The 14,700-nt window shown below is 71.9% G+C and carries 13 protein-coding genes; 5 read left to right on the top strand and 8 right to left on the bottom strand.

Annotation, left to right across the window (positions count from 1 at the left end; translation table 11 throughout):
• Positions 1 to 45: 45 nt before the first annotated feature.
• Complete coding sequence (locus tag IAG44_RS09085) at positions 46 to 1,074, bottom strand: LacI family DNA-binding transcriptional regulator (RefSeq protein ID WP_187746623.1); 1,029 nt, start codon at positions 1,072 to 1,074, stop codon at positions 46 to 48.
• On the bottom strand, positions 1,071 to 3,443 hold the full coding sequence (locus tag IAG44_RS09080) for a glycoside hydrolase family 2 protein (protein WP_187746622.1): 2,373 nt from the start codon (positions 3,441 to 3,443) through the stop codon (positions 1,071 to 1,073). Before IAG44_RS09080 ends, IAG44_RS09085 begins: the two co-directional genes overlap by 4 nt.
• Before the next feature lie 154 nt (positions 3,444 to 3,597).
• Between IAG44_RS09080 and IAG44_RS09075 the strand changes: the two genes are divergently transcribed.
• Genes IAG44_RS09075 through IAG44_RS09065 form a run of 3 tightly spaced genes read left to right on the top strand, consistent with a single transcriptional unit; the run spans position 3,598 to position 6,712 of the window.
• A complete protein-coding gene (locus tag IAG44_RS09075; RefSeq protein ID WP_187746621.1) occupies positions 3,598 to 4,911 on the top strand; it encodes an ABC transporter substrate-binding protein in 1,314 nt (437 codons plus the stop codon).
• Complete coding sequence (locus IAG44_RS09070) at positions 4,911 to 5,885, top strand: carbohydrate ABC transporter permease (protein WP_246561593.1); 975 nt, start codon at positions 4,911 to 4,913, stop codon at positions 5,883 to 5,885. Before IAG44_RS09075 ends, IAG44_RS09070 begins: the two co-directional genes overlap by 1 nt.
• Positions 5,882 to 6,712 (top strand): carbohydrate ABC transporter permease, encoded by an 831-nt coding sequence (locus tag IAG44_RS09065; RefSeq protein WP_187746620.1) that lies wholly within the window; start codon positions 5,882 to 5,884, stop codon positions 6,710 to 6,712. Before IAG44_RS09070 ends, IAG44_RS09065 begins: the two co-directional genes overlap by 4 nt.
• A gap of 3 nt (positions 6,713 to 6,715) precedes the next feature.
• Here IAG44_RS09065 and IAG44_RS09060 read toward each other — a convergent pair whose 3' ends face one another.
• The 3 genes from IAG44_RS09060 to IAG44_RS09050 form a co-directional block, all read right to left on the bottom strand.
• Entirely contained in the window at positions 6,716 to 8,005 is a 1,290-nt protein-coding gene (locus IAG44_RS09060; RefSeq protein ID WP_187746619.1) for a ribonuclease D, read from the bottom strand.
• 303 nt (positions 8,006 to 8,308) lie between these two features.
• Positions 8,309 to 8,971: a response regulator transcription factor gene (locus IAG44_RS09055; RefSeq protein ID WP_187746618.1), complete on the bottom strand. Its 663-nt coding sequence runs from the start codon at positions 8,969 to 8,971 to the stop codon at positions 8,309 to 8,311.
• A 281-nt stretch (positions 8,972 to 9,252) separates the two neighbouring features.
• Positions 9,253 to 9,906 (bottom strand): DUF3000 domain-containing protein, encoded by a 654-nt coding sequence (locus IAG44_RS09050; RefSeq protein ID WP_187746617.1) that lies wholly within the window; start codon positions 9,904 to 9,906, stop codon positions 9,253 to 9,255.
• Between the two features lie 130 nt (positions 9,907 to 10,036).
• On the opposite strand from IAG44_RS09050, the gene hemE reads away from it, so the two are divergent.
• Positions 10,037 to 11,104 carry a uroporphyrinogen decarboxylase gene (gene hemE / locus IAG44_RS09045; protein WP_187746616.1) on the top strand — a complete coding sequence of 356 codons (1,068 nt, stop codon included), beginning with the start codon at positions 10,037 to 10,039 and terminating at the stop codon, positions 11,102 to 11,104.
• Position 11,105: 1 nt separating this feature from the next.
• Here the strand turns inward: hemE and IAG44_RS09040 are convergent, their stop codons facing one another.
• A complete protein-coding gene (locus tag IAG44_RS09040; protein ID WP_187746615.1) occupies positions 11,106 to 11,930 on the bottom strand; it encodes a rhomboid family intramembrane serine protease in 825 nt (274 codons plus the stop codon).
• A 122-nt stretch (positions 11,931 to 12,052) separates the two neighbouring features.
• On the opposite strand from IAG44_RS09040, the gene IAG44_RS09035 reads away from it, so the two are divergent.
• Positions 12,053 to 12,316, top strand: coding sequence for a hypothetical protein (locus IAG44_RS09035; RefSeq protein WP_187746614.1), 264 nt, complete (start codon positions 12,053 to 12,055; stop codon positions 12,314 to 12,316).
• On the opposite strand, the gene IAG44_RS09030 is transcribed toward IAG44_RS09035, so the two are convergent.
• Complete coding sequence (locus IAG44_RS09030; RefSeq protein ID WP_187746613.1) at positions 12,313 to 13,692, bottom strand: FAD-dependent oxidoreductase; 1,380 nt, start codon at positions 13,690 to 13,692, stop codon at positions 12,313 to 12,315. The genes IAG44_RS09035 and IAG44_RS09030 overlap by 4 nt on opposite strands.
• 9 nt (positions 13,693 to 13,701) lie before the next feature.
• Positions 13,702 to 14,670 (bottom strand): DUF4349 domain-containing protein, encoded by a 969-nt coding sequence (locus IAG44_RS09025; RefSeq protein ID WP_187746612.1) that lies wholly within the window; start codon positions 14,668 to 14,670, stop codon positions 13,702 to 13,704.
• Positions 14,671 to 14,700: the final 30 nt, after the last annotated feature.

The raw sequence follows: 14,700 nt of genomic DNA, 5'->3' as shown, positions 1-14,700 counted from the left end.
GGAGCGGCGAAGGTCACACCGGAAGTGTGCGTCCCGTAAGCCTGATCACGGCCGTGGCGGCGCCGTCGACCCCCGTGGCGTCAGCACCGGAGTGGCCACCGGATGCGACCCGGCACCCTCCCCCAGGATCACCCCGAACAGCGTCCGCGCCACCTCCGCCCCGAACCCGTGCACGTCATGGCTCATCGCCGACAGCGTCGGATGCGTCAGCCGGCACAGCTGCGAGTCGTCCCAGGCGAGCAGCGACACGTCGGCCGGCACCCGCACCCCCATCTCCTGGGCCACCGACAGCCCGGCCACCGCCATGATGTCGTTGTCGTAGACGATCGCCGTGGGCCGCTCGGCGGACGTCAGCATCGACCGCGTCGCCCGCGCCCCCGCCTCCCCGGAGTAGTCGGTCGCCACCTGCCGCGCCCCGGCGAGCCCCAGCTCCCGCGCCGCCGCGTCGAACGCCGCCGCCCGCGTCGCCGTGTGCCCCAGCTCCGCCGCGCCCCCCACCCGCGCGATCCGCCGGTGCCCGAGCGCCGCGAGATACCGCACCGCCTCCCGCATCGCCGCCGCGTCGTCGGTCCACACGGCCGTCAGCGCCCCGGTCAGCGCGGGGTCCCCGACGGCCACTACCGGCATCCCCAGCCGCTCGGCGACGGCGACCCGCGGATCGTCCGCCCGGAAGTCGACGAGGATCGACCCCCCGATCTGCCGCCCCCGCCACCACGACTCCAGCAGCCCCGCCTCCTCCTCCGGCGACTTCACCAGCCGCAGCAGCAGCGAGCAGGAGTGCTCGACGATCACGCTCTCCACCCCGGAGACGAACTCCATGTAGAACGGTTCGAGCCCCAGCATCCGCGCCGGCCGGCAGATCGCGAGCCCCACGACGTCCACCCGCGCCCCCGCGAGCGAACGCGCCGTCAGGCTCGGCGCCCACCCCAGCTCCCGCGCGGCGGCGAAGATCCGGTCCCGCGTCGCCTCGGACAGCCCCGGCTTGTGGTTGAAGGCGAGCGACACCGCCCCCTTCGACACACCGGCGCGCGCGGCGACGTCCTTGATGGTGACGCGGGGACTGGTACTCGTCATCGAGCGGGCTCCTGGCAGTACAGCGCGGCACGCGCGGCGGCGGCGTCGGGACTCTCCCACCCGCTCACCCCCATCGTCACCCGCTCCCCGGGCAGCAGCGTCACCAGCCCCCGGTCCGTGCGCACCCCGGGCCCCAGCCGGTCCGCCTGGAACAGCAGGTCCCGGACGAGGGTCAGCGCCGTCACCGTCACCTCGCCCGGCGCCACCTCGACCTCGAACTCCGGCCGGGGATACGGGATCTCACGGTCGGCGACGGGAAACCACAGCGCCCGCAGCCCGTCCAGGTCGGCGACCAGGAACTCCTTGGCCCCGTCCGGCACCAGCTCCCGTTCGACGGCCACCTCACCGACTGCCCTGCGCCCGACGGTGAACGGCACCTCGGACCGGGCGACCACCTCCCCGTCCACGGTCATCCGGCGCAGCGACACCCTCCCGCGCCACTGCCCGGCCCCCTGGTTGACGCACGCCAACACCAGCCGCCCACCCCGGAGTTGGAACGTCGGCAGCCGGTCCGCGTACAGCCGGCGCAGCTCGTGGTAGAGCGGCTTCTCCCGCCCGTCCCCGTCGATCGCCGACCAACTCGTCACCGGCCAGCAGTCGTTGAGCTGCCACACGACCGTCCCCGCGCACACCGGCCAGTGCGAGCGCCAGTGCTCGACGCCGGTCGCCACGGCCCGCGCCTGGTTGACCTGCGTCAGATAGTGCCAGCGGTCGAAGTCCCCGCCGGGCAGGGCGAAATGGTGCGCGAGCCCGCGTTCCAGCTTGCCGTTGCCGTCGTCCGCCTTCTGGTGGTGCAGGACACCGGGGGAGTCCGGCGCCAGTTCCTCACCGGGCAGCGCCCGCCGCAGCGTCGCCCACGCGGGCGGCGCCTGCCAGCCGAACTCCGCGACGAAACGCGGGACTTCGGCGAGGTAGGCGGAGTGGTCGAGGCGGTTCCACACCTCCCACGAGTGGTGCGTGCCGTGCGCGGGGTCGTTAGGATGCCGCTCCCACGAACCCGACCAGGGACTGCCGGCCGTGTAGGGCCGCGTGGGGTCCAACTCCGCGACGACACGCGGCAGTAGACCCAGGTAGTACCCCTCGCCCCACGAGTCCCCGGCCAGCGACTCCTCCCAGCCCCAGTCACGGAACCCCCACAGGTTCTCGTTGTTGCCGTTCCACAGCACCAGCGACGGATGCGGCATCAGCCGCACCACGTTCTCCCGCGCCTCCGCCTCCACCTCGCCCCGCAGCGGCTGCTCCTCCGGGTAGGCGGCGCACGCGAACGGGAAGTCCTGCCACACCAGCAGCCCCAACTCGTCGCAGGCGTCGTAGAATTCACGGCTCTCGTAGATCCCCCCGCCCCAGATCCGGACGAGGTCCACGCCCGCCTCGGCGGCCTGCGTGAGCCGCCGCCGGTAGCGCTCGCGGGTGATCCGGGACGGGAACACGTCGTCCGGGATCCAGTTCACGCCCCGCGCGAACAGCCGCTCCCCGTTGACGACCAGCGTGAACCCGGTGCCGTGCGCGTCCGCCGAGGTGTCCAGCCCGACCGTGCGGAACCCGATCCGCCGGTGCCACCCGTCCAGCGCCCGCGTACCGTTCAGCAGCGTCAACTCCACGTTGTACAGCGGCTGTTCGCCGTACCCGCGCGGCCACCACAGCGCGGCGTCCGGCACCCGCAGCCGCACGGTGCCGCTCGTGCCGTCGATCGCGCCGCGCACCCGGACACCGCCCACCCGGGCCTCGACGGCGAGCGCGGCCTCGACCCGGGAACGCTCGACCTCGACGTGCAACTCGACGACGCCCGCGCCCTGTTCGACGCTCACCAGGGGACGCACCCGCGCGATGCGGGCGGTCTCCCAGCGCTCCAGCCGCACCGGGCGCCAGATCCCCGCCGTCACCAGCGTCGGCCCCCAGTCCCAGCCGAAGGAGCAGGCCATCTTGCGGAGGTACTGGTAGGGCTCGGCGTACGCGGCGGGCCGCTCGCCGACCTTCCCCCGCACGGCCTCCGCCTCGGCGTACGCGGAGGCGAACCGCACGGTCAGCCGGCCGCTCATGCCGGTCACGTCGAACCGGTAGGAGCGGTGCATGTTCCGTACCCGGCCCAGGAGCCGGCCGTCGATCCTGATCTCGGCGGCGGTGTCGAGCCCGTCGAAGACGAGGTCGGTCTGCTCGTGCCCGTTCGGCTCCGCCACGAGGTCGCGCTCGTAGGTCCACTCGCGCCGCCCGACCCACGCCACCTCGGTCTCGTTCCGCCCGAGGAAGGGGTCCGGGATCACCCCGGCGGCCAGCAGATCGGTGTGCACGCAGCCCGGCACCACCGCCGGAAGCGCCTCGCCGTCGTGCCGCAGGGTCCAGCCGTCGTGCAGCGGTGCGACCTGAAGCATGCGCTCTCCCTAAACCGGTCCACCTCAAGGGAGGACGACGTGTTTCGCATCCTTGGCGGGAATGGGACTTTACCGGTTGAGTCAGCCCTGTCAGAGTGCCGAATCAGCCAACCCCGCACGTGCTCATCCGTCCCACTGAACGGAGTCGATGCACATGAACCGCCGTACCGCCTTGGCCGTAGCCGTGGGAGCCGCCCTCCTCGCCGCCGGCTGCACCTCCACCGGATCCGCCTCGAAGGGCGCCGACGCCGAGGCGCCCGACGACCCCGCGAAGGTCTCCGGCACCATCACCGTCCTCACCCAGCGGACCGACCTGGTGCAGAGCGGGAGGATGAAGAAGTACGCGGACGCCTTCAACCAGACGTACCCGAAGGTGAAGGTCGAGTTCCAGGCGCTCACCAACTACGAGGCCGAAGTCAAGATCCGGATGAACACGGAGAACTACGGCGACGTCCTGATGATCCCGGCGGTCATCAAGAAGTCCGACTACCCGAAGTTCTTCGCCTCCCTCGGCGCCGTCGAGGAGCGGAGCGAGAAGTTCCGCTTCACCGGTTTCACGGCCGTCGACGGCAAGGTCTACGGGCAGGCCCCGATCGGCGTGATGCCCGGCTTCGTCTACAACAAGCGGATCTGGCGCGAGGCCGGCGTCACCGACTGGCCCACCACACCCCAGGCGTTCCTCACCGCCCTCAAGGCGATCAAGGACAAGACCGACGCGACCCCCTACTACACGAACTTCGCCGCCCAGTGGACGCTGTCCTCCTGGACCTCCGTCAACGGCGCCGTCCACTGCGACCCGAAGGCCACCGACAGACTCGCCTCGGGCGACCCCTGGGCCGAGGGCGCCGACCTGCGCGTCGGTGACACCCTGCTCCACGACATCGTCAAACAGGGCCTCGCCGAGAAGGACCCGACCACCACCAACTGGGAACTCTCCAAACCCCAGTTGGCCAAGGGCCAGATCGCCACCCAGTGGCTCGGCACCTGGGCCATCGTCCAGTTCCAGGACGCCGCCAAGCAGGCCGGCGTCAACCCCGACGACATCGGCTTCATGCCGTTCCCCGCGCAGACCGGCGGAAAGTTCTGCTCCACCGTCAGCCCCGACTACAACCAGGCCGTCAACGTCCACTCCAAGAACAAGGAGGCCGCCCGCGCCTGGATCGACTGGTTCACCGAGAAGTCCGGCTACGACAAGGACAACCTCGCGATCTCCCCGCTCCAGAACGCCCCGCTGCCCGCCGTCCTCAAGCCCTACGAGGACGCCGGAGTCAAGCTCATCGAACTCGACGACACCCAGGGCGCCAAGGTCAAACTGATCGACAACGAGTCCGAGGTCGGCCTCTACGCCCCCGACTACCGCCTCGACCTCGTCGACCTCGCCCGCGGCGCCCGCAAGGGCAGCCTCGACGACTTCCTCGGCGACCTCAGCGAGAAGTGGACGGCCGCCCAGAAGAACGTGGGGCCCTGATGGCGGACCTCGCACATCAGACCACCAGGGCGCCGGGCCGGGGCGGCGCACGGAAGGGCACCCGGCCCGGCCGGCCCGCGCCCGTGCCCGCCCGGCCCCCGCGCCGCGCCCGCCTCCTGCGGGGCCTCACCCCCTGGCTGTTCCTCCTCGCGCCGCTCGCCCTGCTGATCACCTTCACGTACGTCCCGATCGTCAACATGGTCGGCTACAGCTTCACCGACTGGGACGGCGTCAGCCCCGAGCTGCGCTACACGGGCGGCGAGAACTACCGCGAACTCGCCACCAGGCCCGACCTGTTCGAGGTGTTCTTCGTCAGCGGCTACTACCTCGCCGCGTCCGCCGTGCAGATCGTCGCCGCGCTCTACTTCGCGACGATCCTCAGCTTCAATGTCCGGTTCCGGAACTTCTTCAAGGGCGTGCTCTTCTTCCCGTACCTGATCAACGGGGTCGCCATCGGGTTCGTGTTCCTGTACTTCTTCCAGGACGGCGGCACCCTCGACTCCGTCCTCGCCCTCTTCGGCGTCCACACCGACCACGCCTGGCTCGGGACGCCGGTCTCCGCGAACACCTCCCTCGCGGGCGTCTCCGTCTGGCGCTACCTCGGGCTGAACTTCGTCCTGTTCCTCGGCGCGATCCAGTCCATCCCCGGCGAGCTGTACGAGGCGTCCGAGCTGGACGGCGCGAACCGCTGGCACCAGTTCCGGCACATCATCGCGCCCGGCATCAAACCGGTGCTGACGCTGACGGTCATCCTCTCGGTCTCCGGGTCCCTCGCCGCGTTCGAGATCCCGTACATCATGACCGGCGGCGCGACCGGCACGGAGACCTTCGTCATCCAGACCGTGAAGCTGGCCTTCCAGTTCAACAAGACGGGCCTCGCCTCGGCCTGCGCGGTGGTCCTCCTGCTCATCGTCCTCGCGGTCACCTGGATCCAGCGCCGGCTGGTCCCCGACGACAGGGTGGACCTCACATGACGCGCCGCGCGCTCGCCCGCACCCTCGTGTACCTCTCCCTGATCCTCGCCACCCTCGTCGTCCTGCTCCCGCTGACGGTCGTCCTGCTGACGTCCCTGAAGACGGACGACGAACTCGCGCGCGGCGACCAGGCGTTGTCCCTGCCGGACGACTTCCTCAACGTCCACAACTACGTCACGGCGTTCCAGGACGGCCACATGCTGTCCGCCTTCGGCAACACGGCGGTCATCCTGCTGTTCTCGATCGCCGGGACCGTCCTGATCGGTTCGATGACGGCCTACGCGATCGACCGCTTCACCTTCCGCCTGCGCAAGTTGGTGGTCGCGCTCTTCCTCCTGGCGGCCCTGGTCCCCGGCGTCACGACCCAGGTGGCGACCTTCCAGATCGTCAACGGCTTCGGCATGTTCGACACCCTCTGGGCACCCATCGCCCTCTACATGGGCACCGACATCGTCTCGATCTACATCTTCCTGCAGTTCGTCCGCTCGATCCCCGTCTCGCTGGACGAATCGGCCCGCCTCGACGGCGCGAACGCCTTCACGATCTACCGCCGCATCATCTTCCCGCTGCTGAAACCGGCGATCGCGACGGTGGTGATCGTCAAGGGCATCACCGTCTACAACGACTTCTACATCCCGTTCCTCTACCTGCCCTCCCAGGACCACGGCGTCATCTCGACGTCCCTGTTCCGCTTCAAGGGCCCCTTCAGCGCGCACTGGGAGACGATCTCGGCCGGGGCGATCCTGGTGATCCTCCCGACCTTGATCATCTTCCTGGCGCTCCAGAAGTTCATCTACAACGGGTTCACGCGGGGAGCGACGCGATGACGCTCACGCGGCGCCGGTCCCCAGCGCCTCCACCAGCACCGGCGTCACCAGCTCCACCTGCCACGCCCGCGCTCCGAGCGAACCCAGCACGTCCGCGATCCCCTGCGCGTCGGCGGAGTGCGGCGGCTCCCAGCACACCCGCCGCACCGTGTCCGGCGTGATCAGGTTCTCCTGAGGCATGTTCAGCCGCTCGGCCAGCGTGGAGATCTTCGCGCGGGCGGCGCTGAGCCGGGCCGCGGCGGCGGGGTCTTTGTCGGCCCACGCGCGCGGCGGCGGCGGCCCGGTCACCGGCTGTCCCGGCAACGGCAGCTGAGACTCGCTCAGCGCCCGCGCGCGGTCGACGGCGGCCTGCCACTGCTCCAGCTGACGCCGCCCCATCCGGTGCCCGAACCCGCCCAGCGCCGCGAGCGCGTGCACGGTGGCCGGCACGGCGAGCGCGGCCTCGACGATGGCCGCGTCGGGCAGCACCTTGCCCGGCGACACGTCACGCCGCTGCGCGATCCGGTCGCGCGTCTGCCACAGCTCCCGCACGACCGCGAGCTGCCGGCGCCGGCGCACCTTGTGCATCCCGGACGTGCGCCGCCAGGGGTCCTTGCGGGGCTCGGCGGGCGGCGCGGCGGCGATCGCGGCGAACTCCTGCCGGGCCCACTCCAGCTTGCCCTGGTGCTCCAGCTCGGCCTCCAGCGCGTCGCGCAGGTCGACCAGCAGCTCCACGTCGAGTGCGGCGTAGCGCAGCCACGGTTCGGGCAGCGGGCGGGTGGACCAGTCGACGGCGGAGTGCCCCTTCTCCAGGACGTATCCGAGGACGCTCTCGACCATGGCCCCGAGCCCCACGCGGGGGAACCCGGCGAGCCGCCCGGCGAGTTCGGTGTCGAAGAGGCGGGTGGGGATCATGCCTATCTCGCGCAGGCACGGCAGGTCCTGGGTCGCGGCGTGCAGTACCCACTCGGTGTCGGCGAGGGCGTCCCCGAGCGCGGAGAGGTCGGGGCAGGCGACGGGGTCGACGAGCGCGGTCCCGGCCCCGGCCCGGCGTAGCTGGACGAGGTAGGCGCGCTGTCCGTAGCGGTAACCGGAGGCCCGCTCGGCGTCGACGGCGACGGGCCCGGTGCCCGCGGCGAACGCGGCGATCACCTCCGCCAGCGTCTCCTCGTCGGCGACCACGGGCGGGATCCCCTCGCGGGGTTCCAGCAAGGGCGTCGGTGCCCCCGGAGCAGTAGATCCGCCGTCGTCCGGAGGGGCGCCTCCGGTGGTTCGCAGTGAACTGGCTGCTGCGGTTTCTTGGGCGTCGGTCACCTGTCAAGGGTATCCGTGCAAGACGGCCGCCCGCCGACGGAACGTTCCGTCGACGGGCGGGGGAGGGGCGTAAACCGGTCACGCGTGCGACCCGTTCGGGGCGCTGCGGCGACGACCGGCAGAAACGGTTCCTGCTGCGGTGCGGACGGCCGTGCGCGTGGTGTCGGCCGGGTGCGGAGGGGTGGTGGACGGTGGGTCGTGAGGGGGTGTCCGGAGGGCTTGCTTCCGCCTGAATTCTTTGTGTGAAACCAGCCGGAGTCCCTTGTTCCGCATGGATCGCGGAGGGTCAGGGGCGGATCGGGGTCAGTGGATGATCCCGGTCCGCAGCGCGACCGCGACCATTCCGGCGCGGTCGCCGGTGCCGAGCTTGCGGGCGATCCGGGCGAGGTGGCTCTTGACGGTCAGCGCGGACAGGCCCATCGAGACGCCGATGGCCTTGTTCGACTGGCCCTCGGCGACCAGCCGCAGCACCTCCACCTCACGGCCGGACAGTTCGCGGTAGCCGCCCGGGTGGCTCGGGGCGCCCGGGGGACGGCGGTGCAGGCGTGCGGCGGCGGCGCCGATGGGTGCGGCGCCGGGCCGGCCGGGCAGGCCGACACCGGCCCGGGTGCCGGTGACGACGTAGCCCTTGACGCCGCCGGCGAGTGCGTTGCGGACGGCGCCGATGTCGTCGGCGGCGGACAGGGCGAGCCCGTTGGGCCAGCCCGCGGCGCGGGTCTCGGAGAGCAGGGTGAGACCGGAGCCGTCGGGGAGGTGGACGTCGGCGACGCAGATGTCGCGGGGGTTGCCGATGCGGGGACGAGCCTCCGCGATGGACGAGGCTTCGATCACGTCGCGGACACCGAGCGCCCAGAGGTGACGGGTGACGGTGGAGCGGACGCGCGGGTCGGCCACGACGACCATCGCGGTGGGCTTGTTCGGGCGGTAGGCGACCAGGCTTGCGGGTTGCTCAAGGAGAACGGACACCGGGCCTCCTGCGGAGTGGGGGCGGGCCGGTTCGCGTGGGGCTCGTGGGGACGAAGCCGGGACGAACCGTGCTTTTCAAGGTCACAGTCGTCTTCGGCAGCGAACCCGGGGTCCTTTAGAAAATGATCACGATCTAGTGAGCAAGAATCCGTGCAATTCGGACGTGTGATCGATCATCCGAAGATCGAGTCGGTTCACTCGCGTGCGCTTGGGTGATGGAAAGTGGCCGTATCGACAAAAGGATGACCAAGATGCGCCCGTTCGGGGGAGACGCGGCTGGATCAGTGTGACTCCGGTCCCCGACGCTGGGGCAGCGTGACGACGGAGGCGTCCCCCGGACCGGCCGGCGGAAGCCCCGCCACCTGCGCGAGAAGGTCGCACCAGGACGCCAGGTGCGCCGCCGCGTCCGGCACCCCGCCGAGCCCCGTACGCGGCGTCCAGGACGCCCGGATCTCGATCTGCGACGTCGCCGGACGCTCCGACAGCCCGCCGAAGTAGTGCGACCCCGCGCGCGTGACCGTCCCGCTCGCCTCGCCGTACGTCAGCCCGCGCGCCTGCAGCGCACCCGTCAGCCACGACCAGCACACGTCCGGCAGCAGCGGATCCACCGCCATCTCCGGCTCCAGCTCCGCCCGCACCAGCGTCACCAGCCGGAACGCCCCGCGCCACGCGTCGTGCCCCTCGGGATCGTGCAGCAGGATCAGCCGCCCGTCCGCGAGATCCTGGTCGCCGTCCACGACGGTCGCCTCCAGCGCGTACGCGTACGGCGCGAGCCGCTGCGGCGCCGGAGTCGGCTCCACCTCGATCTGGGGGCGCACCCGCGCCGCCCGCAGTGCCTCCACGGCGGCCAGAAAGGCCGCTGGAGCCTCCCGCCCACCCCCGTTCGCGTCGTCCATCCCCGCGCCGTCCGCCAGTCGTCCCTGAGCCGCAGCCATGCGGGGAAGAGTAAGGGGAACGGGACCTTCGCGCAGGGCAAGACACCCGGCCACGGGCGCGCGCACGCGTGCGCGCTGGGCGAACAAGGCGGCGACGAGGCTGTCACAGGGGCGTGCGAGACTTGCCGTCGTGAGTGCGAACGAGAGCCCCGCGGGCCGCCCGCCGACAGCGACGTACGACAGCCCCTTCCTGAAGGCGTGCCGGCGCGAACCCGTGCCCCACACCCCGGTGTGGTTCATGCGACAGGCCGGCCGGTCGCTCCCCGAGTACCACAAGGTGCGCGCGGGCATCCCGATGCTGGAGTCCTGCACCCGCCCCGAACTGGTCGCGGAGATCACCCTCCAGCCGGTCCGCCGGCACCACGTGGACGCGGCGATCTACTACAGCGACATCGTCGTCCCCCTCAAGGCCATCGGCGTCGACCTCGACATCAAGCCCGGCGTCGGCCCCGTCGTCGAGAAGCCGATCCGCACCCGCGCCGACCTCGCGCAACTGCGCGACCTCACCCCCGAGGACATCTCCTACGTCACCGAGGCCGTCGGCCTGCTCACCGCCGAACTCGGCGCGACCCCCCTGATCGGCTTCGCGGGCGCGCCCTTCACGCTCGCCAGCTACCTCGTCGAGGGCGGCCCCTCGCGCACGTACGAGAACGCCAAGGCGATGATGTACGGCGACCCGGAGCTGTGGGCCGACCTGCTGGACCGGCTCGCGGACATCACGGCCGCGTTCCTCAAGGTGCAGATCGAGGCGGGCGCCTCCGCCGTGCAGCTCTTCGACTCCTGGGCCGGCGCGCTCTCCCCGGCCGACTACCGGCGCTCGGTCATGTCGGCCTCGGCGAAGGTCTTCGACGCGGTCGCCGGGTACGGCGTCCCGCGCATCCACTTCGGCGTCGGCACCGGCGAACTCCTCGGCCTCATGGGCGAGGCCGGGGCGGACGTGGTGGGTGTCGACTGGCGCGTCCCGCTCGACGAGGCCGCCCGCCGGATCGGCCCCGGCAAGGCGCTCCAGGGCAACTTCGACCCGACGGTCCTGTTCGCGGGCACCGAGGTCGTCGAGACCAAGGCACGCGAAGTCCTCGACGCGGCGGCGGGCCTGGAGGGGCACGTCTTCAACCTCGGGCACGGCGTGATGCCGAAGACCGACCCGGACGCGCTCACGCGGCTCGCGGAGTACGTCCACACGCGGACCGCCCGCTGACTCACCAGGAGTGCCGGGTCCGCGCCCGCCTGCCGAACAGCAGGCCGCGCGGCTCCGGCGGCGGGATCGTGTTCCGCTTGAGCGGCCAGGCCAGCAGCATGCCGGCCACGAACCCGACGACGTGCGCCTCGTAGGCCACCGTCCCGGCCGACGACACGCCCTCGCCGGCCGAGTAGAACGCCTGGAGCCCGAACCAGAAGCCCAGCACCAGCCACGCGGGCAGGCGCAGCGGCAGGAACACCAGGAACGGCACCAGCACCCACACGCGCACCCTCGGATACAGCACCAGATAGGCGCCCAGGACCCCCGCGATCGCCCCGGACGCCCCGATCAGCGGGTCCGTCGAGTCGGCGTTCAGGACGGCGAACCCGTAGGACGCCGCGTACCCGCAGGTGACGTAGAACAGCGCGAACCGCACGTGCCCCATGCGGTCCTCGATGTTGTTGCCGAAGATCAGCAGGAACAGCATGTTGCCCAGCAGGTGCAGCCAGCCGCCGTGCAGGAACATCGCCGTGAACACGCTCAGCACGGGCGACTTGTCGTAGTCCGGCGGGCCCAGCGCGCAGCCCACCCGCTGGCCGTCCGTCTCGAGCTCGCCGGTCGCCACGATCTGCGGGAGCCGGCCGTGGATCAGCTCGCGCGGCACGGCCGCCCACTGCTCCAGGAAGGCGTGCAGATGGCACGTCTGGGCGATCGTGCTGTCGCCTCTCACACTGCCGGCGAGACCCGGCATCCACAGGAAGACGAGCACGTTCGCCGCGATCAGCGCGTACGTCACCACAGGGGTGCGCCGTGCGGGGTTCACGTCATGGACGGGGATGACCACGAGGAACTACTTCCCGCGATGCGCCGCGCGAACCGGTGAACGTGGACCCGCGCGCGTGCGTATGAACCGGCAACCATCCGCGGCGTGGGGAAGGCGCCGCGGGGACGACGTGAGGAACAGCGATGAACGACCGAGTGACCCCCTCCATGCAGGCGCTGCCCGACGGCGAGGCCGAACTCTCCCTCGTGATCCGGCTCCCCTGGGAGGACGTGGCCAGGCTGGGCCAGGAGGCCGGCCGGCTGGCCTCCCAGACGGGCCGTCCCGTGACCCTCGACGAGGCGGTCAGCCACCGCCTGCGCACCCGCCAGGTCCCCGCGAGCCACGCGAAGCCCGTCGAGCAGGCGGCGGCCGTCTCCGCGCTGCCCCGCCTCACCGGCACCGCCTAAGCCGCCACCTTCTGGGCCGCTTTGCGCGCCGCCACCAGCACCGGGTCCCACACCGGGCTGAACGGCGGCGCGTAGCCCAGGTCCAGGGTCGTCATCCGGCACACCGTCATGCCCGCTGTGAGGGCCACAGCGGCGATGTCGACCCGCTTGGCGGCTCCCTCTCCGCCGACGATCTGAACGCCCAGCAGACGGCCGCTCAGCCGCTCGGCGAGCATCTTCACCGTGAGGGGCGCCGCCCCGGGGTAGTAACCCGCCCGGGACGTCGACTCGATCGTGACGCTCTCGAACGCCAGCCCCGCGCGCACGGCGTCCTTCTCCCGCAGCCCCGTGCGGGCGATCTCCAGACCGCACACCTTGCTGACGGCCGTCCCGACGACCCCCGGGAACACCGCGTCGCCACCGGTCGCGTTCGTCCCGATGATCTGCCCGTGCTTGTTGGCGTGCGTGCCCAACGGCACGTACCGCGCGCGGCCCGAGACGAGGTCCAGAACCTCCACGCAGTCGCCGCCCGCCCAAATGCCCTCGTGCCCCCGCACGCGCATGTGCTCGTCGGTCAGCAGCCCGCCGTGCTCCCCGAGCGGCAGCCCCGCCGCCCGCGCGAGGGACGTCTCGGGACGCACCCCGATCCCCAGGACCACCACGTCCGCCGGGAACTCGGCGCCGCCCGCTACCACCGCGCGCACGTGCCCGTCCGCGTCCGTGCGCAGCGCCGTCACCTCCGCGCCGTTCACCATGGTGATCCCGAGCCCTTCCATCGCCCGGCGCACCAGCCGGCCCATGTCCGGGTCCAGCGTCGACATCGGCTCGCCGCCCCGGTTCACGAGCGTCACCTCGAAACCCCGGTGGACCAGCGCCTCCGCCATCTCGACGCCGATGTACCCGGCCCCGACGACCACCGCCCGGCGCCCCCGCGCGCGGGCCAGCGTGTCGATCAGCGCCTGCCCGTCGTCCAGCGTCTGCACGCCGTGCACCCCGCGCGCGCCGATCCCCGGAATGTCCGGCCGCACCGGGCGCGCCCCCGTCGCGACGACGAGCTGGTCGAACCCCGTCCACGACTCCACCCCGGAACCGGCGTCCCGCGCGCGCACGCGCCGACCGGGCACGTCGATCTCGGTGACCTCCGTACGCAGGCGCAGGTCGATGCCCCGCGCGCGGTGCTCCTCGGGGGTACGGGCGATCAGGTCGTCCCGGTCGGTGACGTCGCCGCCCACCCAGTAGGGGATGCCGCACGCCGAGTACGAGGTGAACGAACCCCGCTCGAAGGCGACGATCTCCAGGTCGTCCGGGGACTTCGCCCGCCGGGCCTGGGACGCCGCGGACATGCCCGCGGCGTCACCGCCGATCACGACCAGCCGGTGCCGCGCACTGTTGCTCATGCGCCCACGCTACGGCCGCGGCTCCTCACCGCCCTCCGGATGCGCCGGCAGCGCGGCGGCGGGCGTACTCGCGGGCGCCGGGAGCACACGGCGGGCCAGCCGCCGCCACAGCGCGAACAGGAGCGCGGCCACCACCAGGAACGGGAGCGTCGCCGCGAGGGCGACCGCGACCCAGCGCAGCCCCGTCACGAACGCGTCCCAGCCCCCGGAGAGCGCGTCCAGGACACCCGGATCGTCGTCGCCGCCCGTCGACTCCTTGGGCGGCGTCCGCGTCAGCGACAGCGTGATCGTCGCGAGGCTCGTGCGGTCCTTCAGGGACGCCTGCCGGGCCAGCAGCGACTCCAGGTCGGCCTGACGGCGGCTCAGCTCGCCCTCCAGGCTGACGATGTCGCTCAGGGACGTCGCCCGGTCCATCAGCTCCCGCACGCGCGCGACACTCGCCCGCTGCGACTGGACCCGGCTCGCGACGTCCACGACCTGGTCGGTGACGTCCTCGGCCTTCGACGACCGCTCCAGGAGCTTGCCCGCGCCCTGGAGGGCCGCCAGGACGGAGTCGTAGCGCTCGACGGGCACGCGCAGGACGACCTCCGTGTGCTCGGCGTCGTCCTCGTCGCGCGTGGTGGTCTCGTCGCCGACGTAGCCGCCCGCGTTCTCGGCGGCCGCGCGGGCGGCGGCCAGGGACTTGGTGACGTCCTCGACCTGCACGGTCAGGGACGCCGTGCGGATGATGTGGCTCGGGGAGACCACCGGCGCGGCGGACGCCTTGGCGCCCGGCTTGCCCTCGTCGGCCGCCGAGGCGTCCTCCTCGGTGAGCGATTCGCCTTCGTCGGCGCCCGCGCGCGCTGAGTCCTCCTTGACGGCGGCCTTGTCCTGGCCGGCCGAGGACCCGCCGTCGCTGTCGGCGCTGCAACCGGCGAGCGTGAGGGCGGCGGCGGCCAGGAACGCGGCCAGGGTGTGTGCGGATCTGCGTGCGGCCATGTGGAGATGTCCCCCTGAACGGTGTGAAGA

This window comes from Streptomyces roseirectus, assembly GCF_014489635.1.
In the GTDB taxonomy this organism is placed as follows: Bacteria; Actinomycetota; Actinomycetes; order Streptomycetales; family Streptomycetaceae; genus Streptomyces; species Streptomyces roseirectus.
Note: the sequence above shows the minus strand (reverse complement) of the source record. Positions and strands in the feature narration are given on the sequence as shown.

Bases quoted from the DNA above. Each gene is read 5' to 3' on its own strand.
- IAG44_RS09085 (WP_187746623.1), bottom strand. From the start codon at position 1,074: ATGACGAGTACCAGTCCCCGCGTCACCATCAAGGACGTCGCCGCGCGC.
- IAG44_RS09080 (WP_187746622.1), bottom strand. From the start codon at position 3,443: ATGCTTCAGGTCGCACCGCTGCACGACGGCTGGACCCTGCGGCACGAC.
- IAG44_RS09075 (WP_187746621.1), top strand. From the start codon at position 3,598: ATGAACCGCCGTACCGCCTTGGCCGTAGCCGTGGGAGCCGCCCTCCTC.
- IAG44_RS09070 (WP_246561593.1), top strand. From the start codon at position 4,911: ATGGCGGACCTCGCACATCAGACCACCAGGGCGCCGGGCCGGGGCGGC.
- IAG44_RS09065 (WP_187746620.1), top strand. From the start codon at position 5,882: ATGACGCGCCGCGCGCTCGCCCGCACCCTCGTGTACCTCTCCCTGATC.
- IAG44_RS09050 (WP_187746617.1), bottom strand. From the start codon at position 9,906: ATGGCTGCGGCTCAGGGACGACTGGCGGACGGCGCGGGGATGGACGAC.
- IAG44_RS09035 (WP_187746614.1), top strand. From the start codon at position 12,053: ATGAACGACCGAGTGACCCCCTCCATGCAGGCGCTGCCCGACGGCGAG.
- IAG44_RS09030 (WP_187746613.1), bottom strand. From the start codon at position 13,692: ATGAGCAACAGTGCGCGGCACCGGCTGGTCGTGATCGGCGGTGACGCC.
- IAG44_RS09025 (WP_187746612.1), bottom strand. From the start codon at position 14,670: ATGGCCGCACGCAGATCCGCACACACCCTGGCCGCGTTCCTGGCCGCC.